General features: G+C 36.3%; 19 protein-coding genes and 1 other annotated feature. Of the genes, 1 reads left to right on the forward strand and 18 read right to left on the reverse strand.

The features are described 5' to 3' along the window. Positions 1-46 precede the first annotated feature (46 nt). From leuS to UMR38_01645, 3 genes are all read right to left on the reverse strand, one after another. Entirely contained in the window at positions 47-2,446 is a 2,400-nt protein-coding gene (gene leuS / locus UMR38_01635) for a leucine--tRNA ligase (protein MEC9484561.1), read from the reverse strand. Positions 2,447-2,484: 38 nt separating this feature from the next. After that, positions 2,485-2,688: a binding site (T-box leader), on the reverse strand. 62 nt (positions 2,689-2,750) lie between these two features. Then, on the reverse strand, positions 2,751-3,065 hold the full coding sequence (locus UMR38_01640) for a hypothetical protein (GenBank protein ID MEC9484562.1): 315 nt from the start codon (positions 3,063-3,065) through the stop codon (positions 2,751-2,753). Positions 3,066-3,234: 169 nt separating this feature from the next. Beyond that, positions 3,235-4,080, reverse strand: coding sequence for a DUF1189 family protein (locus UMR38_01645; GenBank protein MEC9484563.1), 846 nt, complete (start codon positions 4,078-4,080; stop codon positions 3,235-3,237). A gap of 71 nt (positions 4,081-4,151) precedes the next feature. On the opposite strand from UMR38_01645, the gene UMR38_01650 reads away from it, so the two are divergent. Beyond that, positions 4,152-5,117: a TIGR01212 family radical SAM protein gene (locus UMR38_01650; protein ID MEC9484564.1), complete on the forward strand. Its 966-nt coding sequence runs from the start codon at positions 4,152-4,154 to the stop codon at positions 5,115-5,117. On the opposite strand, the gene citX is transcribed toward UMR38_01650, so the two are convergent. The 15 genes from citX to priA all read right to left on the reverse strand — a co-directional run bounded on the left by citX (position 5,114) and on the right by priA (position 21,881). Further along, on the reverse strand, positions 5,114-6,352 hold the full coding sequence (gene citX, locus UMR38_01655) for a citrate lyase holo-[acyl-carrier protein] synthase (GenBank protein MEC9484565.1): 1,239 nt from the start codon (positions 6,350-6,352) through the stop codon (positions 5,114-5,116). The two genes, UMR38_01650 and citX, sit on opposite strands and share 4 nt — an antisense overlap. Then, on the reverse strand, positions 6,352-7,371 hold the full coding sequence (locus tag UMR38_01660) for a GNAT family N-acetyltransferase (protein MEC9484566.1): 1,020 nt from the start codon (positions 7,369-7,371) through the stop codon (positions 6,352-6,354). Before UMR38_01660 ends, citX begins: the two co-directional genes overlap by 1 nt. A 1-nt stretch (position 7,372) precedes the next feature. Continuing rightward, positions 7,373-8,785, reverse strand: coding sequence for a citrate lyase subunit alpha (locus UMR38_01665; protein ID MEC9484567.1), 1,413 nt, complete (start codon positions 8,783-8,785; stop codon positions 7,373-7,375). Next, positions 8,778-9,608 carry a CoA ester lyase gene (locus UMR38_01670; protein ID MEC9484568.1) on the reverse strand — a complete coding sequence of 277 codons (831 nt, stop codon included), beginning with the start codon at positions 9,606-9,608 and terminating at the stop codon, positions 8,778-8,780. Before UMR38_01670 ends, UMR38_01665 begins: the two co-directional genes overlap by 8 nt. Beyond that, the gene (citD, locus tag UMR38_01675; GenBank protein ID MEC9484569.1) at positions 9,601-9,855 is read right to left on the reverse strand and encodes a citrate lyase acyl carrier protein; all 255 of its coding nucleotides are present in this window, start codon (positions 9,853-9,855) and stop codon (positions 9,601-9,603) included. The genes UMR38_01670 and citD overlap by 8 nt, the downstream gene beginning before the upstream one ends. Then, positions 9,852-11,105 (reverse strand): methylaspartate ammonia-lyase, encoded by a 1,254-nt coding sequence (locus UMR38_01680; protein ID MEC9484570.1) that lies wholly within the window; start codon positions 11,103-11,105, stop codon positions 9,852-9,854. Before UMR38_01680 ends, citD begins: the two co-directional genes overlap by 4 nt. 2 nt (positions 11,106-11,107) lie before the next feature. Continuing rightward, positions 11,108-12,565: a methylaspartate mutase subunit E gene (locus tag UMR38_01685; GenBank protein ID MEC9484571.1), complete on the reverse strand. Its 1,458-nt coding sequence runs from the start codon at positions 12,563-12,565 to the stop codon at positions 11,108-11,110. A gap of 10 nt (positions 12,566-12,575) precedes the next feature. After that, positions 12,576-13,964, reverse strand: coding sequence for a methylaspartate mutase accessory protein GlmL (gene glmL / locus UMR38_01690; GenBank protein ID MEC9484572.1), 1,389 nt, complete (start codon positions 13,962-13,964; stop codon positions 12,576-12,578). Beyond that, the gene (glmS, locus tag UMR38_01695; protein ID MEC9484573.1) at positions 13,964-14,368 is read right to left on the reverse strand and encodes a methylaspartate mutase subunit S; all 405 of its coding nucleotides are present in this window, start codon (positions 14,366-14,368) and stop codon (positions 13,964-13,966) included. Before glmS ends, glmL begins: the two co-directional genes overlap by 1 nt. Before the next feature lie 313 nt (positions 14,369-14,681). After that, on the reverse strand, positions 14,682-15,158 hold the full coding sequence (locus tag UMR38_01700; GenBank protein MEC9484574.1) for a hypothetical protein: 477 nt from the start codon (positions 15,156-15,158) through the stop codon (positions 14,682-14,684). A 19-nt stretch (positions 15,159-15,177) separates the two neighbouring features. After that, the gene (gene metK, locus UMR38_01705; protein MEC9484575.1) at positions 15,178-16,335 is read right to left on the reverse strand and encodes a methionine adenosyltransferase; all 1,158 of its coding nucleotides are present in this window, start codon (positions 16,333-16,335) and stop codon (positions 15,178-15,180) included. A gap of 5 nt (positions 16,336-16,340) precedes the next feature. Then, the gene (locus UMR38_01710) at positions 16,341-17,960 is read right to left on the reverse strand and encodes a hypothetical protein (GenBank protein MEC9484576.1); all 1,620 of its coding nucleotides are present in this window, start codon (positions 17,958-17,960) and stop codon (positions 16,341-16,343) included. Between the two features lie 19 nt (positions 17,961-17,979). After that, the gene (locus tag UMR38_01715; protein MEC9484577.1) at positions 17,980-18,537 is read right to left on the reverse strand and encodes a phosphatidylglycerophosphatase A; all 558 of its coding nucleotides are present in this window, start codon (positions 18,535-18,537) and stop codon (positions 17,980-17,982) included. Positions 18,538-18,584: 47 nt separating this feature from the next. After that, positions 18,585-19,529 (reverse strand): methionyl-tRNA formyltransferase, encoded by a 945-nt coding sequence (gene fmt / locus UMR38_01720; protein MEC9484578.1) that lies wholly within the window; start codon positions 19,527-19,529, stop codon positions 18,585-18,587. Between the two features lie 12 nt (positions 19,530-19,541). Next, complete coding sequence (priA, locus tag UMR38_01725; GenBank protein ID MEC9484579.1) at positions 19,542-21,881, reverse strand: primosomal protein N'; 2,340 nt, start codon at positions 21,879-21,881, stop codon at positions 19,542-19,544. Position 21,882: the final 1 nt, after the last annotated feature.

A 21,882-nucleotide genomic window follows, 5' to 3' on the forward strand; every position in this document is an offset into this window, starting at 1 on the left:
CTACCTATTATATCACAAAAAAAAGTGCAAGGATAAATTCCTTGCACTAAACGACAAAATTAACGAGCTTATTGGGTACATATATTGTTTTTTTAATCGCTTTATCTTCTAAATACGGTATTATTTTTTCTTGCGTTTTGGCAAGCTCAATTACCGAAGATTTATCTTGATTAAGCTCTATAGCGACATTATCTCGGACTTTACCATTAACCATGATGGCAATCTCAATAGTGGATTCAACCAACTTATTTTCGTCATACTCTGGCCACTCAACAAATGTCATATCGTCTTTGTGTCCTAAGTTAGACCATAATTCTTCACATAAGTGTGGTGCGAATGGATAAATCAGTTTTAAGAATGCTTCATAATCTGCTTGTTGAATATGTGATACTTTGTTTAACTCATTAGCTAATGTCATTAGTTTTGCTATCGCTGTATTAAACTTCACAGCTTCAATATCTTCTGATACCCCTTTGATGGTCTGATTCAGTAAGATTTCATAATCTTTATGTGGCTTATTAGAAACTTTATCTTCTAAGCGAGCTACTTTATCTAAAAAGCGTCGAGCCCCTTTAACCCCACTATCGCTCCATGGCGTTGCTTGTTCATAATCACCAATAAAGAGAATATATAGACGTAATGTATCTGCGCCATACTCTTCAATAATTTCTAACGGATTGACTATATTGCCTTTTGATTTACTCATCTTATCTCCGTCAGTACCCAATATAAGTCCTTGAGCGGTACGTTTTTTATAAGGTTCTTCGGTTGGGACTACACCAATATCATATAAGAATTGATGCCAGAATCGTGAATAAATAACATGGCGTGTAACATGTTCCATACCACCGTTATACCAATCAACTTCTAGCCAATACTTTAGTTTATCAAAATCAGCAAGTTCTTGGTCATTATGTGGGTCAGTATAGCGTAAGAAATACCAACTACTACCAGCCCATTGTGGCATAGTGTCCGTTTCACGTTTCGCGTCATGACCACATTTCGGACAAGTGGTATTGACAAATGATGGAATATTCGCAAGTGGGCTTTCCCCATCTTCACCAGGTTTAAAATCATCTATATCAGGTAATTCAAGTGGTAAGTCTTCTTCTGGGACTGGCACCATACCACAATGTTCACAGTGAACAATTGGAATGGGTTCTCCCCAATAACGTTGACGATTAAATGCCCAGTCCTTCATTTTATAGTTGACAGCACGCTTCCCAATGTCTTGTTCTTCTAAATAGTGAATGATCTTTTGTTTTGCTTCTTTGACATCTAGACCATTCAAGATATCACTGTTTATCAGTATCCCTTCAGCGGTATCCGTGTAGGCTTCTTTCGTAATATCGCCACCCTGGATAACTTCAACAATGTCACAGTCAAATTTTTGTGCAAATTCATAATCTCTAGTATCATGAGCCGGAACGGCCATTATAGCGCCAGTACCATACCCAATCATAACATAGTCGGCAACAAAAATAGGCATCTCTTTTTGGGTTAACGGATTCAGCGCAACAAGTCCATCAAGTTTAACCCCTGTTTTATCTTTCGCCAACTCTACACGTTCAAATTCCGTTTTCAATTTTGCTTGTTCCTGGTATGCTTTAACATCATCCATATTATTAATACGGTTGGCTTGATGTTTTAAAATCGGATGCTCTGGGGCAACAACCATAAACGTAGCGCCATATAATGTATCTGGCCGTGTCGTATACACCTCTAACGACTCACCAACATCTTTTATAGGAAAGGTTACATGAGCCCCTGTCGACTTACCAATCCAGTTCTCTTGTTCAATTCGTATGCGCGGTAAGGTATCTAGGTCTTTTAATCCTTGTAATAATCTTTCAGCATAGTCTGTTATTTTTAAGAACCATACGTCTTTTTCTTTTTGGACAACAGGTGTATCACATCGATCACATTTACCACCTTGTGAATCCTCATTTGATAACACGACTTTACAACTCGGACAATAATTAACATATGTTGTATCACGGAAGGCCAAACCTTTTTTAAATAGCTGAATAAAAATCCATTGGGTCCATTTATAATACGAAGGATCTGTTGTATCAACTTGCCGATCAAAATCAAAGCTGAATCCAGCTTTTTTAAGTTGATTTAAAAAGGTTTTAATATTTTTATCTGTTACCTCGCGAGGGTGCGTATTGGTTTTAATCGCATAGTTTTCTGTCGGTAAGCCAAAAGCATCAAAGCCGATTGGGAATAAGACATTATATCCTTCCATTCGACGTTTACGAGCAACAATCTCTAAACTTGAGTAAGCTCTAATATGACCAACGTGCATTCCAATCCCTGATGGGTATGGAAATTCCACTAACGCATAATATTTTTCTTTATCAGAAAAATCTTCTGCCTTAAACCGTTTGTTGTCATACCAGTGTTTTTGCCATTTGGCTTCTATTTCTTTGTGATTATACTGCATATGATCATCTCCTTAATATATAAAAAAATCGTCCTTTAAAAAAGGACGAAATAATTTCCGCGGTACCACCTTTGTTCTAGTTGCCTAGCACTTAACTCTTTAACGCAGAGATACGGTATTAACTCACGGGTTGCGCTAATACTGCTCCTTAGACTAATTCGACACACTGTCATCCTAATTCTCAGCACCATTAGGTCTCTTAAATGCAGCTATGTTTACTCTTTCTAGTTCTTCACATCTAATACAAGCATATCATACAAGAAATCGTTAATCAAGTATTATTGCTTGGTGATAAATGGTTATATTAAAACGCTGTTAATAAACTCATTGCCCAACCTAAAGCGGCAAGTATAATGTTTAACCCAACCAATCCAAGGACACCATAAATAACGCCTAGCCAGTATTCAGATTTATCCTTCTGATAACGGAAAATCCCCATAATAAGCAAGCCTAATAATAAAGCACCACCAACAAATACGGTAATCATCGCTCCCGTCATACCCATCCATGGATTGTTTATTGACATAACAGCTACGATTGCGCCAATTAATATACTGAAAATAACCGTTAAAATAGCTACTGCGACAACCGTTAATATCCCTTTAATCATCTGATTCATATATGTGCCTCCTTAGGAATCTCATATCTTTATTATAAGGCCAAGTCTCAAAAAAAGCAAAATCTAAATTAAAACAGATAAAAACCTCTTTAATCAGATACTATTCTGAATAAAGAGGCAGTCTTTTAAAATGTTTTTTAATTGTATAATATGTTACAATAAGAAGGTCTTATTCATCGTTTTCATCATTATTTTGTGTCTTTTGATTCGTGTGTAGACGACGAAATAGCTCTCGACTCAACGCATTATTCTGTCTAAACGCAATCAAAATTAAAATTACAATTAAGAAGAAACTTAGACTAAAGAGACTATCGAAGATTAAGATTAAATATAAAGCTGTTCCTGCGTAAGCAGTCATAACAAATAGATCACGGTATTTAATCGGCTTAAAGCGCATATTCATAAACCAACTACTGATCAGCACAAAAATCATAAATAATATAAAATTAGAGATAATTTCCATTATAATCATAATTGGTGCGAAAATCGGCTTTTGTGACAATAAAAAAGTATTAATACCATTCACTAATTCAGTATAAAATTGATCAGGATCTGTCTCTTGTAAAGCAAAATCAAGATTATGCAAACTCTCTGGTAAATCACTTATTTTTAAAGTCACAGCATTTACTAAGGTCCCATTAAACACAAGGGCTACATTATCTTTATGAAAAATAATATTGTACCCTTCTGCGTACATATCTGGATTAATACTGCCGTAAGAATCAATGTGATAACGAATAAACCCATCAACATACACTTCTTCTCTTAACGCAGAATCACAAGTTACTGTCGCATCTACCACAGCGCACTTGTCGCCTATCACAGTCATTTCATTCTTAATATATTCTTGTGTATTAGGTCGAATTCCATTAAATGTGACCATTTCGATGGTTGTTCTGGTACTGAGTAAGGCCGCAAAAAATAAGACATATAAAATAACAAGGATTACTTTATCTTTTCGAAATTCAACAATTCTTGTTGGATTGACTAAACTGTCACGAAAACGTTCATACATAGTATCACCTTTTGCTATTATAACATAAATTTTTAAAAAGATGTGGTAAAATAAAGAATAGGTGAAAAAAAATGATAAAAAATTTAATGACAAAAGAAAAACGATATAATACCTTAAGTGCCTATTTAAAAGCTAAATACGGTAAAAAGGTTTTTAAGGTTGCCTTAGATGGCGGATTTACTTGCCCAAATAAAGATGGGTCTAAAGGTACTAAAGGCTGTATTTATTGCACACCACTTGGCAGTGGTGACTTCGCTGGTAATAAAGATAATACCATCACAAAACAATTTTCAAACATAAAAGCTAGAATGTCTCAAAAATGGTCTGATGCCTACACGATTGCGTATTTTCAAGCAAATACAAACACCTATAAACCCGTACAAGAATTGGATGCCTTATATAACGAAGCCCTTATGGCGGACGATTCAATTGTAGGGTTAAATATTGGAACGCGTTGTGATGCATTAACAGACGAGGTATATACGTTACTTGAATCATATAATCAAAAAACTGATTTAACTGTTGAACTCGGTCTTCAATCGATTCATGATAAAACCAGTAAATTTATCAACAGATTGCATTCACTTGAATGCTTTGAAACCGCGGTCAAAGAACTTAGAAAGCGCAATATTGAGGTAGTCGTTCATATTATTAATGGCTTTCATATTGAATCAAAAGCGGATATGATTGAGACTGTTAAATACTTGAACCAATTTGATATACAAGGTGTTAAAATTCATCTCTTACATGTGATGAAACACACACAATTAGGTCACTTATATGAGAAAGACCCGTTTTCAATCTTATCCCTTAATGAATATGTAGATATCGTATGTGATCAACTAGAATGGCTTAGAGATGATATCATTATCCATAGACTCACTGGGGATGCACCTAAAGCGTTATTAATTGAACCGAAATGGAGTCTTAAAAAATTTGTTGTAATGAATGAAATCGATAAAGAAATGCGACGGCGTGACACGTATCAAGGTGCAAAATATCATAAAAATACCAAAAGAGAACCCATTCTAAATTAAATGTGTTCTCTTTTTAAATAGGGTTTGAACGTTTCAAATAAGCGAGATATAACCCATAAATCAGCACTACCACCCGGTGAGATACCTGCTTTTTTGTAGGTGTTACTCAACGCATTATACCGTGCATGGTTATGGGGATATCCTCCCTGTTCAATCAATGCCTTGATCTCTTTTTTGACACGCTTTAATGTTTCATAAGAGGTTTTATGAATGATTGTCGTATCATCTATGTTAGCCATAAAATATAATAATCTATCATAGTCAGTATTAAACGGTGGTTGATTTAAAACAACATCAAATCCATCTAACGCAATGCCTCTTACGCCTTTGGTCTGATAATCAATATAACTTCTATCCCCAGCTGTTTGGGGAAGTTTTAAATTGTTATAATAATCCCCCACAATACTGTTTGCTAAAGTTGTTAAGTTGTTATGAAAATGCGCGATGGAATGTCCTGAAACAATTGCTTGTTTTAGCACCGGCAAGAAGATACCTAAGAGAAATATTAACCCTTTATGGGTATTGATGCCTTCGGTAGCCTCAAACATTGCTTTTTCAGCGTTCAATCCAATCGCTTTCAGTTTTTTTGAATCGTCTTCTTCTAAATACGCTTTTATAAAAGGTTTTAACGCACGAATACTTGCAAGAAATGTGTCAGAATTCATATCCTTATGACACCCTGCATCCTTGTTACTTACCAGTCCAAAACAAGGGTAAAGGTTAACTTCTTCAATCATTGATTCAATGGTGATATGTGTCATGTACGCAGTTAAGGCGTTATGCATGATCGATGTCATTATGGAACGAACGTCTTCAACCGAATGAGCTTGGGATCTTACACAATGATGCGCTAAATCATCACAGATGATACATTGTCGCGGGCGCTTTCGTGTGAGCGGATGTTGATGGTAGACATCAATGTCTATAAGCCGGCCTAAAGCACTATCGTCTTCTAACGCAACCATATGGTCTTTTACCAGTTTAGGATCTCTTTTTACTATATATAAGAAGTAATTCCCATCGACACTTTCATGATAACTATGACGTATTATGTGCGAGTTAAACTGAGTCTGTAATTGAATGTGATAGTACGTTATAATCCATTGAAACGCTTTAGGGTTTTTATCGGGACCTACCATGTTTAATTTTAGTACAACACATGTCTTATTAGGAAACGCAGTCATCACTCTTTGAATGTGATGACTGCGTGCTTCTCGTGCGGATAAAATATCCATTAATGACGACTCCATTCACTATTTTGAATGGCATTGATGACTTTTTGTCCTTGATCACTCTTTAAGTATTCAAAAGTAACATCAGGTACATAAGGTTTCACTTTATCCAATTTGTTTGCGCGAATCAATTTACGTACAAAAGATGCACTAATTGGGTGATTAAACAGTTCTTTCCGCTTTATAATTTTTATATGATTTCCTAGGTGATCTTTGAGAACAGTATTATATTTTTTCGTGTTATAACTATAGGGTTCTTCACCTAAATATCGGCATGTAATATTAAAAATCGGGACAAAGTATTCTTTATAGACTAAGACATCAATTAGCGTTTGTTCATCTTTAATTAATTGGTCTTCTTTTAAAAAGTATTTAGGGAATGTGATTTTTGAAACCAAGTAGTCTAATGTGGGTAATACCGTCACATTATCCATGTGTTTTGTTGCTTTTTTAATGAGTGAAAATCGATCTTCAAATGGAAATTTACTCACATCTTCACTCACGACAAAGACCAAAACATGGTCGTGCTCATCTGCGGCTGTTTCGACAAGATGTAAATGACCTAATGTCATCGGATTAGCGTTCATAATAATAGCAGCATGTTCTTCATCTGATACATTATAATCATGCTTTAAGTTAGTTAATACGTGATCAATAGTATCCCCACCTTCAAGCAGGGTTGTATTCATCGTTTTTACGAGTGTTTTCATATGCAGTGTTTCAAAAATCTTTTGATTATCATTTGGGGTATAGACAAAATAATGATGCACGTTTTTTGCATCAAGGACTTTCACCAAATGATGAAATAATTTGGTCATAATTTGGTTGTCTTGATAGTTTGGATCAACTAAGAAGCATTTCATCACATTGTTCGCTAAAGACGCTGTCCCAATGATTGTTTCTTGATCGTAAGCCAAAACTGAGTATGTGACGTCATTATCACATGTCATATTAAATTGTTTTAAAAATGCGTTACGATCTGTTCTTTCAGAATCAAGTAATACTTCTTTAATTTCAATCATGCTATCCCTTCTTTTTATAGAGTGTGTCAATCCGGTTATAATCACGATCTAATATATAGCCTATTGGCTCGTGTGACTGCCCTATCTCTTTTGGTTTACCGGTATAGTTTTCTGCAATGTTTTTTAATGTGTCAATTGGTAAGAGATTAATATTGGTTTGTGATAATTCATTAATTAAATCCTCACGGTTAGGATTAATTGCAACACCACGCTCTGTCACAAAAATATCAATGTGTTGTCCTGGTGTAGTAATTGTTGTAACCCGGTCTTTTACAATGGGTATCCGTCCCTTGATTAAAGGTGAGACAACAATGGTTACATTTGCTTCTTCAGCAACGTCATGATGGCCACCACTACCTCCAATAATGGTATTGAAAGAATCGGTAGTGACATTACAATTGAAGTTAACATCTATTTCGGTTGCGCCTAATATGACAAAGTCTAACGCTTTAATCACACGGGTATCATCCTGTGGGTTCGCATATTTTGATGCACTAATGGCATGATGATGTTCATACTGACTGATTGACTCAACGGCACGTAAATCAAAACATTGTACATCATATAACTCTTCTACGAGTCCTTCTGTTAACATATTAACATGATAAGCTGTAATTCCGCCACTAAAAAACTGAGCTTTTATATTAGATGTTTCCATATATTGACGTAAATAATCGGTAACTTTAAGGCTTATACCTCCGGCTCCACTTTGGTAAGAAAAGCCTGATTTCATAGATGATAAAGACGTTAATATTGTTGCTGCCGTATGTGCAATTTTAACGCCAATGGGATTGGTTGTGAGTTGTGTTATCCCTGAGACAATCCCTTTTGGATCACCAATACTTTCTACGGTAATCACATAATCAACATGACGTCCATCTATTTGTGGATTAATGAGCGTTTCATCAACAATATTATCAGTTATTAATACGACAATATCAGCATGTTCACTATCAGCAACAGCATAGCCTAAACTACCACATCGGCTAGGTCCAATCGTTCCTGTTCCATTTCCATTTTGATCAACCGTAGGAACCGCTAAATAGGCAATATTAATCGACTCTTTTCCCTCGATAATGCCTCTTGCTCTAGTCCCATGACTGGTCATAAGTAGGTTCCCTTTTAAGCCATACTCAGAGATATATTCGCCAACATCACCATTAATATAACTTGTTGTAATATCGGTAATTTGTCCGCGTTTAATGAGTGATAATATACGATGGTATGAGGGAAAAATAGCACTTGGATGAAGATGGATATCTTTCACATTATACGCTTCATAGATACTTAAAACACGATTAATCACATCATCACCATTACGAAGATGATGATGAAACGAGATATGTTTATGTTCATGAATATTAATATGTTCAAATAGGTCGGGGATGCTGTTTAAAAATACCGGTTTACTCATCATCATCACCAGCTAGTATGCCGGCATGTTTAGCGTCCGTTAAGACTTGCTTGGCCCGGTTTATAATTGGCTTATCAATCATTTTACCATCTAAGCTAAATGCGCCTTTACCGTTCTGCTTGGCTTTGGCAATAATCCGCTTGGCGTGATGAATTGCTTGTTCATTTGGGATAAACTGTTGGTTTATATCTGCGACTTGGTTAGGATGAATAGCTGTTTTTCCTGTAAAACCAATTGATTTGGCAATGCGTGTATCCTTAATTAACCCAACAGTGTCATTTGGCTTTGTAAATGGCGTATCGATGGCTTCAATGCCAGCGGCATGTGCAGCATAACAAATCTGATGTCTAGCAAATTGAATTTCATCACCGTCACTTGTCCGTTCTATCCGTAATGTTTGGGTTAAATCTTCTGCGCCTAATATCAGACCAATCACTTGCGTTGAATCTGCGATTTTTAATGCATTCATTACACTTCTAGGTGTTTCGATCAATGCGATAAGGGGCTTATCGGTGAGTGACGCTACTTGCGATATTAGTGATTTACTAGCTTTTGGTATCACATACCCTTTAATCGCGGTTTGATTTAATGTATCAATTTCTTGTGGCATAGCATATTGATAATCATTGACGCGAACATAGATATCAGTATCTTGGATATCAAATGTCTCTAAAAATGTCTGAACAAGATCTAATGCCGCATCTTTATCACTTACATCAACACTATCTTCTAAATCTATAATAATCGCATCGGCATTAAAAACATCGAGAGTTTGAATCATCGATGGGGTATTGCCTGGAATAAATAAATAACTCCTATTCAAGATAACCACCTCGTCTAAGTGCGGTTAATGTACGTGCTTTAATTGTATAATCAAGCGCACCTTTATCATGACAGGTTATGTTAATATGTTGTATATCATGTTCGTTTAAAACTTGCTTTATCACGGCGTGTATTTGATCACCAAATTGCGCTTTGACAACACTTTCGATATGAATATCTAACTGCTCACTCTCAGCGACTTTAATTAAACAATCACCCGATTCAAACGTTCCGGCTTGAGCCATCATTGTTTTGCCTTTCTGTGGTGAATTCGTGCTAAGGTACGATTCATTTCATTGTTTACAATCATGATCCCTTCATCTGTGCCCATACCCGGTTTTGCTAAACACTGTGTGGCATCACATGCGATGGCAATATTCGTTGTAATTTCAGCACTAATATTGGTTTCATTACACGTTCCCCCACTATAGGCACCGATGCCTCTTTCATGACAATAGTTAAGCGCTTCAATAATATTATTAACGCCGCCTAAGTCTGGGGTTTTTACTTGTACCATATGACAGGCATCATGATCCGCAAAATACTTTACATCTTCTAAGGTGTTACACCATTCATCCGCAACGATTTCAATTGATGAGCGGTAACTTTCAAGTCCTTCTTTGATAGCTTTTAATGCTTCCATGGTGTCTTTTCTATTGTCTGCATCAATCGGTCCTTCTATTCGAAGTTTAAATGGTGCAGCGGCGTCTTCTAAGGAAAGTAAGTACTTTACAATTTTATCGATATTATCATCAAAAATAATCGCAATTGTGCCATACACATCAATATGAAAAACGGGGTTATAGTCTTTTCTAACGCGTAAATCTAACACGCGTTTACGTAACCATTCTACATAGTGATAAAGAATTTCACCCTTGTACCCCAGTTTTTGATTAATATTATTAATTAATGCGTGTGGCATAACTTCAACTTCTTTAATGATCATTTTATCAACGTTAGTATATCTATCGTCTCCACTTTGAGCAAAAATCGGGATTCGTTCATACGTCTTTTTTGCGATGTCATACTCTTTACGAATCACTTCTGCAATGGTTAATCCGGTAGCTTTCGCCGTTGCATCGAGTAATGCCTGACTAATCCCATAGCGAAGTGCTGAATGAAGTCGATGGCCATCGACTTCTAAATGGTCAATCAATTTTACATTCGCTTTAAAGGTCGATACATCCATCCCAATTAACTGAGGAATAATGTGTTCTTTTAATACGGTTATCGCATCTTCCGCTAGAAACAATGGATCTCGACCACCAGCTCCACTATATTGAACAGCGGCGGCGTCACCGACTGCGATCATACCATTTTCTAACAATAACTGGATACTGACCGCTTCTCCTTTTTGTCTGACTTGGGTAAATTTATCTGTTTTTACTTCACCAAGGTAGGTAAACCCATCATTTTCAGCCCCTGCTTTGATTGCTAACTGGTCATCAAAAAAGAAACCAGTCAAACTTTTACTTACAATCACATCTTGTATTTTCATCGTTATTCTCCTTTGTCGCCAACAAGATTTCCATTAGCTACAGCATAAATGTCATCAATCACAAGATTGACATCTAATGGACGATTTTGTTGGTTTGCACGTTCTTGTAGTTTTTTGTCATGATAGGCTTTTATCGTATCTGAAAAAGCAAGATTACCAAACTCAAGAATACGAATTTTTCCATCTAAGTCTCTTGCGGGTAAAATTTTTCCATTGTTTAATTCACTAGGCGCAAAAGGGATATCAATTAGACCATTTTTAAAGGCTTTGATGACACCTCGTGCTAAATCCCCTTTACCGACGCGAACAATTTCGTGAATAAGTTCATCTACTTCAGCCTTAATTTGTGTCATTTCTTCTTCTAATTCAGGGGAATCAGAAAGTTCTTGATCTTTTAATAATTGTGTTACATAACGACTTGTTTTTAAGCCCATAGCATTGGCTTCTTTGGTAGGAATACCGAATGATTCATGGACGGTTTTTGTAATCATTTTGGTCGCTTTACCAAGTGCTGCTACGGTACTTGCATACCCAATCAACGCACTGGCTTGACTCTCATCTGATGGGAAACCACCCATCCATTGATGAAACACAGTGGTAACAAAAACATCGTTGTATCCAAAGCGTTTTAAATATGCATTGGTTTGTGCTTCTAATGTTCTTAGTGCGGCAACATCTTGAATCATATTTCCACCTTGTCCATAGCCAACCGTAATATTCTTAACGCCTTGTTCTGCCGCAAGTAGTGATTCAATAATGGCCACAGTATTACTAATTGATGGGGGGACAAGCGTTCCTGTTAGTGGACCGAATGGTTCACGGTTAAGTTCAACACCATGTTCCTGATAATATCCGACTAAACGATCACAATATTGCCAATACTTAATTGTATCTTCTAATGAAATATTTTTAGCATAAGGGATGTTGTAACTAATTCCACCACCTTCGTTACTGGTCCAACCTGAGGCATGAATGATTTCTGATAATAATCTTGCATCAGGGGTACCGTGTCGCGCTTGTAATGGCGAAGATACTTCGTTAACAACACGCGTACATCCTTCAACACCATAGTTGACACAGGGAAATCCGTTGAGTAGTGATCGTCCTTGTTTTTCTGATTCTTTAATCCCATCTTCGGCATTATTATAACGGTTATGGCGTGTATATGAATCTATTGTTGATGGCAAAAAATCTGCGCCACCTTCGGTTTCTAAATACTGTAACAGTTTAATATGTTCCTCTAACAAAGCAACCCCTGCACGTGGTTGAACTAAGGTGATGCCAGCTTTTTTTGCTTGACGTAATTTATACGCAAAATGTTTTTCTTTTGGCAATGCTTTTAACTTAGCTACTGCTTTGTCTAAATCTAAATCAGGATGTTCTCCTGTTTTCCACTGACTTAAGACTTCCTTACGGATTGCCAAGAATTCGTCTAGAGGTATTTTTTTATTTGATATCATGATTAGCTCCTTACATTAAGTATTGTTTCATTAGTTTAAGTGCGAGTTTTGGGTATTTCTGACTTAATAAGCCCATTGCGGCTAATATATATGATTGATCGATCAAAATCGAAGGATTAGTCGGTCTGAGTTCTAATGCTTTATTTGATTTTTTATTGACTTGATTTAAGATTCGTTTGGCATCCTTGTGATTGATAAGTACGCCACCTGTCCCAATAACATATTGGATACCCGTTAAATCTTTACCTGTTTGATAATACATATCACCAAGTGGTGTATGGACTACTTCAACGTGTCCAACGTGGCGGCTAACTGACACATCACAACAGATTTTTGCGATCGCTTTATCAAATTCTTCTTCGTCTTTTGTTTTAGGAATAAAATCTATTTCTTGGCTTCGACGATTTAATGATTTTTCAATATCATGATTACAAGTATCATCTTCTTCAAAATATTTCTTAAACTCATAATTGCTGACAAGGCTGAGTAACGCACGCGCACTATAACGCATACCTAAATCACCTTCAACAGTCCGTTTTGCAAAAGGTTCTTCGAGCCCTTTTAAGATAACTTCTGTCCGTTTCGGGAAACCTTCACCAATCGTATGAACATCCGTCGTTGCCCCACCAATATCAATAACGATTAATTCACCATAGCCTTCTTGGTCTTCATAGCCCTTGCTGAGTAATTCTGCGGCTTTGAGAACAGCTTCAGGTGTTGGCATGATAATGTCACCAATTTTTTCTGCGGCTTTAGAAATCCCTTTTGCATCGATAATTTGATCAATGAAAATTTTACGAATTTGATTCTTTGCTTCCGTAACGTTAAGTTTCTTAAGTTTAGGCATCACATTCGCGACAAAATAATATTCAAGATTTGTATTTGCAAAGATATCTTCTATCTCATCATAAGCATCTTTATTCCCTGCCACAATAATCGGCACATCTATGTCAATTTCTTTTAAGCGTTTCGCGTTATGAATAATACATTCTTGGTTACCACCATCGGTCCCACCAGCAAGTAATATAATATCAATGTTTTTTTCTTTTAACGATCTTGCTTCACGTTTTGTCATATGATGGGTATACACAGCATCTACAATCGCTCCCGCCCCCAAACATGCGCGCTTAGCAGCTTCTACAGTCAGTTCTTCGACAAGGCCAATTGCCGCCATCTTTAAACCGCCTGCAGCACTACTGCATGCAGAAACACCAGCAATCTCACTGATTCCTGGGTGATCATCCATTAAATGTTTAAATGCACGGTCATATCCTTCTAATACATTTGTTTCAACAGTTGTAGGTGCTTTTGCAGTCCCTATAATATACTCATTTTCTAAGTCAACAGCAGTGAGTTTTGTGTAAGTAGATCCAAAATCAACCAATAAATAAGGTTTCACTAGTTACCAATATCCTCCCTCAAATCCTCGAGTGCATCTTCTATTTTTTGTCCGGGTCCATAAACACGATCAAATCCCATATCCATAAAACGTTTTTTAACTTCGGTAAAGTCTTGTTTACCAACAACAATATTTCCTCCGACATAAAGTTTTACATGCCCGATACCGGCTTCTTCACATTTCTCTTTCATAAATTTACAATCCATTTCGCCATGTCCATAGAGACTAGATACTAAAATCGCTTCTGCGCCAGTTTCAATGGCAGCGTTAATAAAGTCTTCTTGTGTAGACAAGACACCAATATTCACAACCTCATATCCATTGTTCGATAAGACATAATCCATGATCTTATTCCCGACTGCATGTACATCTGCTCCTATGACTCCAATTACGACTGTTTTCATCTAGTATTCTCCTTTAATTATGTAAAAAGGATGATTGCTTCAAGAGCTATCATCCTTTATTTTTAGTTAATTGAAATAAAGGTCGTTTTTTATTACAAAAACGGCGACAGATTTTACAACTTTGAGTTTGTTGTAAAGGTTTTTTTCCATCATTTTCCGACCTCTATAAAAATATAATTGTCCAATTCACATTACTTATTATACATCCTTTATGTCAGAAATCAAGGGTTTTTCAAGTTTTTTTGTAAGCGCTTTACTATATTTGTTTTTTTCACTATTTTTTTCATTAAAAAAGAGCCTTTTATTAAGGCTCTTATCCGAAATATTCTTTAACTTCTAACTCCAACTTTATAGCTAAATACCGCGTAGGAAAAATGTTAATTGTTTGGTTATATAATAAAACTTTGGAATTATATGTACGCCGTGTTTTTTGTAGTGAACGAAATGCCTTTTTCAACGGTTTTAAATCCGGGTCCTCTTGCCATTCGATAATACTGTATAAATTTCTTAACGCACTGAAAATATCTTGTCGTTGGTGTAAGAAAAGTTTTCGAATTTTATCTTTACGATATTTTTGTAAAATCTTTAAAGGGACGTTGGCTTCAGGCACATCAAAAAACGTTTTGTGTGTCAAATAGACAGTTAGTGTATGTTCAATTTGTCGATAAAACTGTACTTCTAATTCAGTAACCTGACGCCATAGATTTAATAAGCGTAATCGTATTGTATATATTACGATAATGACAATTACGATTAATGATACTAAGAAGATCCAATCCCAAACAGTCATAACATTGCCTCCTCAACAATTATAAATAATGTTTTAAATCATCTACTTTATCAAGTTGTTCCCAAGGAAGAGATAGATCGTCGCGACCAAAATGTCCATAAGTAGCGGTTTGTTTATAAATCGGGCGTTTTAAATCTAGCCCATCAATTATCCCTTTAGGAGATAAATCAAAATTTTCTTCAATCGCTTTTACGATTGTTTCTTCAGCGACATGCGCTGTATTAAATGTCTCTACGAATATGCTCATAGGCTTGGCAACGCCGATGGCATAGGATAATTGAATTTCACATTTATCAGCCAGTCCAGCCGCAACGATATTTTTAGCGACATATCTTGCTGCGTACGCTGCACTTCTGTCAACTTTTGATGGATCTTTCCCACTGAAGGCACCCCCACCATGTCGGCCAACGCCACCATAGGTATCAATGATGATTTTTCGACCAGTTACTCCTGCGTCTCCTTGAGGACCACCAATCACGAATTTACCTGTTGGGTTAATAAAGAATTTGGTCTTATCATCAATTAATGCATCATCTATCACTTGTGCAATAACATGCGCTTTTAAATCGTTTTTTAATGTCTCTTGTGAGACTGTTCGACTATGTTGCGTTGACAACACAATCGCATCAACACGTAATGGGTTTCCATTCTCATCGAATTCCATTGTTACTTGGGTTTTTCCATCAGGACGCAAATATTTTAATGTGCCATCTTTTCTGACTTCACTTAAGCGTCGTGCGAGTTTATGGGCTAAGTCGATGGTGATTGGCATGTAGGTTTTCGTTTCATTAGTGGCATAGCCAAACATAATCCCTTGATCACCAGCCCCTTGTTCCTTATGGTTACTTTCATCTTCATTAACCCCCTGTGCAATATCAGATGATTGTTCATCTATAGCTACTAAAACGGCTAAATTTTCGGCATCAAATCCATATTTGCCACGATCATATCCGATATCTTTGACGGTTTTACGAACCAGTTTTTGTATATCAATATACGATGTGGTTGTGATTTCACCTGCGATTAATACTAAGCCTGTTGTCACAGTGGTTTCAACAGCGACTCTAGCATCTTTATCTTTCTCTAAAATAGCGTCTAATATCGCATCACTTATCTGATCACATATCTTATCTGGATGACCCTCTGTAACACTTTCTGATGTAAAAAATCGATTCATTGCTTTCACTCCTCTTGAAACTTATAATTATCATAAACTTTTTCAAAATCCATTTGATATCGTAAGAACCGATCTAAGATATATGGTTCAACATACTCCTTAAACTCAAGTTGTAACAAATCAATGGCACGTTTATGTTTCAGTTCATTTTTATAATTACGGTCTTGCCGTAAAATGTCATAGACTTCTGATAATAAAATAATTTGCCCCTCTTGCGATCGTTGTACGCGTTTCATTTTTTCAGTAAACGCAGGATCGGCAGTTTTTTCAAAGTGTGCCCTCACAATATCTTCACTTTTTTGATTGAGCTGTAGACGTTTGATAATGACACTTCCAAGAATGGTTTTCTCACGAATATTGGTATAATCTTTCTCCGTTAAACTATCTTTATCCTCATACTCTAAAATATTCAAATCTTTTAATTTATCAATGTGGATGACTGAATAATCATAGATTTCACTGCACACATTATTACTCAAGCCAAGGACTCTACCAAGGCGCAAGGCAAGTTCAGCTACGCGGTGAACATCTTCTCGGTCTTGATTGATGGTATGCGAATTGAACACGTTAATGACATCAAATACATCACCAACAACTGCTTTAAAATCACGTTCCATACCACGTCTTTTAACAAGTTCTTCTTTCCGTTTATTATTCATCATTTGTCCAATAGATACACTAGAATAAAGGGCTAAATAAAATACAACCAAAACCAGCGTTCGAAGTAATATATCAATTGTCACATTGGTATGTGTGACAAATAAGTAGTTATACAATGTCATGATATCGCTTGAATAGCGATATAATGGATACATAATAAAGATATGAATTATAAACATCAAGACAAATACCCATTTAAACAATATCCGGAGTAATGTCGCATCTTGATACAGCGCGATAACAACCAAACTAAAATAGATTAAGATATATCCAGCTTGGGCAATCGACATATCGGTCATATAACTAAGAATTTGGTTTTGTGCAACTACGCCACTAATGGTGGTATCATTTATGATATCGAGTAAATTTATATTACCTGCACTCACACGTAACTTAATATAAACAGCAAAACTGGCTAAAAGTATATAAATACTTCCTATATACATTGCCATTTGTTGCTTGATTAACGTTCGTGGTTCTTCATTAATAATCCGTTTCAAGGTTGTATTAATCGCAAGCATAACGACTCCAAAACCAGCAATAATGATATAGTTAGAGTTACTTTGATTACCAATAAATGTAAAAATAATGAACACAATGTTGATAACCCATAATATATTCTTGTTAACCCGGTTACGGCGATATAACACACTGGTGTCATCCAAAATATCAACACCCGCTTCAAAGTTGAATCGCTCGGTGAATTTACGAATAAACCACCGATAATATACGCGAACTTTACGTCGGAATGTTGATGTTTCATGTACTTCTTTTTTCTTGTCTTCTTTATAATAAGCTCCAGCTTTTTGAGCAATATTTTTAAAGAAGCTGGCGAGTTTATCAATAAACGTCTGTTTATTAGGATCTACGCCTTTATTAAGCTTTTCATAATATTTTTTCAATTCTTCTGGTTCTTCTTTATCAGAACTAAAAAAATCATCTAGGCGTTTATTATTTTTCGCCATAAGGGTCACCCCTCTCTATCTAGATGTCAAGTTGTATCTCTTCAATATTAGGATCTTTTCGTGCTTCTTCTTCATTTGTCATTTGTGCAACACGTGTACTAGCAGCAGCTGCAATCGCACCTACGATATCATCTAAAAACGTATGACAAATCCCATTTTCTTTTTTACCATCACTGTTTAATCGATCGACAACCAATGGTTTATTAACATCGATATCACCAAAGTTAGTCTTTCCAATTGTACCATAAAGTCCTGCGAGTTCAAGTCCAAATAACTCATCAATTCCAAACATTCCTAAATCTGTCTTTAGAATATTTAGTATAGGCCCTTTAAATGCCCCTTCATCGGTTAAGCGATCAATCTCGGCACCTAATTGTAAAATATGGAATGTATCCCGTAAACTTAGAATTTTGCGCACCGAATCGACACAATCTGCCATCGAAATCTTATTTGACCATTTTGATTGTTGACGGTAAGCAATCTCAGCAATTTCTTTGACCGTTACTGTTCGTTCATTCAGTGTTGCAATATTCATATTTAACATTTCATCTCGCGAATAAAGCGACCGTTCTTTCATAATGACCTCCTAGTAATAATGTAATTATATTATATCATAGAAATTGCTTAATGAAACACTTTTCTTAAGGTTATTAGTTTACGACCTGCCCCGTTAAGAAACTGAATTGATGGCATTTTTATCTTCCCTGCTAATTGTACTTCATAAATATCAAGATACCCATCTTTCACTTTAATGGTAAAGAAACGTTTTTCAATACCGACTACTGTCCCATTTTCAAGCGCTTCATCTTCTTTTTTTAGTGGCTTATCTGAAACACGAGCATCATAGATTTTAAGCCGTTGATCATCAATCTTTAAATAACATCCTGGCTCAGGTAAAAAGGCACGTAATTGACAGTCAAGTTCATCCTTTGACCGGCTAAGATCCAATCGCTCTTCATACTTTTTAATATTATAGGCGTATGTAACCTGTGTCTCATCTTGTTTAATCCGAGGCGCTGTTCCGTCAATAATACTTGGTAGCGTGTCCAATAGCAGGTCACGTCCAAGTAAACTCAGTTTATCAAACAACGTTCCTGTTGTATCCTCGTTAGTAATAGGAATCGAACGTTGAGCGATGATATCTCCACTATCCATTGCCATTGCCATATACATGATGGTTATTCCTGTTTCCTTATGACCGCGCATAATAGCTCGCTGAATAGGTGCGCCACCACGTAACTTCGGCAATAAACTACCATGTACATTTATTGCGCCAAGTGGGGGCGCAAATAGTACTTCTTTGGGTATGATTTGGCCATACGCTGCTGTGATGATGATATCTGGTTGCGTTTCAATAATGTGATCATAATCGGTTTTAATTCGGTCTGGTTGAAACACAGGAATGTCTAACGATTTCGCAGTAATTTTAACTGGGGGTTCTTGCAAGCGTTGTTTTCTCCCCACTTTTTTATCTGGTTGCGTGACAACTAAATCAACGCCATATTGTTCATGAACAGCTTGTAAAATTGGAACAGCAAATTCAGGTGTTCCCATAAATACTACTTTCATTTCAAATCACTCCTATAATAAGTTTGGATGACGGTCTATTGCAATAATACATTCATCATGGTAAGTATCATATACATTTTGTAACACATCATGAATGTTATGTTCTTCTTCATATTTGATTATAATTTGTGCTCTATAGCGATTATTTATACGGGCAACTTTTGGTAAAACTGGTCCTAAAACTTGTGGATTATTCAACGCATCCTTACGTATTTTTAATACAATTTTAGTCCCTATTTTAAGGACTTTTTTAACGTCTTGATCACTGACTATTATTTGGACCAATTGTTTTATTGGGCGATAACCACTTAACTCTCTAATCGCAATCTCTTCTTTATAAAAGCCGATGTAGTCATGCCGTTTGGCATACTGTATTGCATAGTGATCTTCGTTATAGGTTTGAATCACCACTTCACCTTGAATCTGATGTCTCCCTGCCCGACCGCTGACTTGCGTTAATAATTGAAATGTTTTTTCAATGGCTTTGTAATCTGGTAAATGGAGTGACATGTCCGCTGCTAATACACCAACCAGTGTGACATTCGGGTAATCTAATCCCTTCGCAATCATTTGCGTTCCGATGAGTATGTCCCCTTTATGTTCAAACTCATGCAAGAGTTTTTCGTGACTATTTTTTCGTGTCGTTGTGTCTCTATCCATACGGATGACACGGGCACTTGGAAACATCTTTTCAATGAGTTCTTGTACTTTCTCAGTGCCAATCCCCATATACCTGATATGGGTACTTTGACAACTTGGACACACGCTAGGATTTGATGTTTCATGGCCACAATAATGACATTTTAAATGATTATCACGTTCGTGATAAGTCAACGAAATATCACAATTAGGGCACATAATTACTTCACCACAACTACGGCACATCACAAAAGTCGAGTGCCCACGTCGATTTAATAATAACATCATTTGTTCGTTTTTATCTAACCTATCTTGAATAAGTGTATGTAATCGTCGCGATAAAATACTTCGATTACCGGATTTAAATTCTTCTGTCATGTCTTCAATGTAGACATCAGGCAACGTTGTTTGGTTAGCGCGTTCAGGTAACTCTAATAAATGATACCGCCCATTTAAGGCATGATAATAACTTTCAATTTGTGGTGTAGCACTCCCGAGTACAAGCGGTATATCATAGGTTTTAGCACGCATTTTAGCAACATCAATCGCATGATAGGTTGGCGCAGAATCTTGTTTATAGGTATCAGAATGTTCTTCATCGATAATAATCATACCTAAGTTAGTAAATGGTGCAAATACGGCACTTCTTGCGCCAACAACAACGTGGACTTCTTGGCGTTTAATTTTTCGCCATTCATCATACTTTTCACCAATGCTTAGATGGCTATGCAAAACCGCCACATCATCTTTAAATCGTCCACGGAAACGAGACATCATCATTGGTGTTAAACTAATTTCTGGGACAAGTACAATAGCTTCTTGACCTTTATTAACAACCTCTTCAATTAGGTTTAAATAGATTTCTGTTTTGCCACTACCTGTGACACCATGAAGTAAAAATACATCATATTGATTGATGGCTTCTTTTATTTGATGATAAGCAGCTTCTTGCTTGGTATTAAGTGTGATATCTTTATCTAATGGTTTTGTTAGCATGTCGACTGTGCGATACGTTTCTTCTTCGAGGGTATCAATAATGCCTTTTGATTGAAGCGAGGTAAGTGTCGAGTAAGGCGCATCTGTCACATCAACCAAGGTCTTTTTAAGCACCTTTTTGTGGTTCTTTAAATAGTCAATAACAGCTTGTTGTTTCTTTCCTCTAACCGAAATGGATGAATCCATTAGGACAATATAATCTTGATAACGCTTTTGGTATTTTTGTGTAATTTCGGTCACGACACTTAATGCACCATCTTTTTCTAAGCGTTTGATATCTTTATGATGTGTGTTGTCTATTTCAGATAATTTTATCCGTTTTTTTTGTCTAAAAATACTTTTGATATGACTAGGGACTAATGCCTTATTGTCAATCGTAACATATTTGGTATAACTTGACTTTAATGCACTCGGCAACATCGCCTGTAAATTACTGACAAGGGGACTAATATTACGGTAAGACATGTCTTTTGCTAAGCGTATAAGTTCAGGTGTTAAGGTCGGTGATAAGTCGATTAGACGCGTGATATTTTTAAGTCGATCATATTCTGAATGTGCTTTAATATCAAGCACATACCCCATCACTTTACGACGTCCAAAAGGTACGATAACACGCATACCAATGTCTATGAGTTCTTCATAAACTAACGGAATACGGTAATCATACGTTTGATCTACTTGATGGACTTTAATATCAACTAATACAGATGCGATCATT

This window comes from Candidatus Izemoplasma sp., from assembly GCA_036172455.1.
GTDB lineage: Bacteria > Bacillota_I > Bacilli_A > Izemoplasmatales > Izemoplasmataceae > JAIPGF01.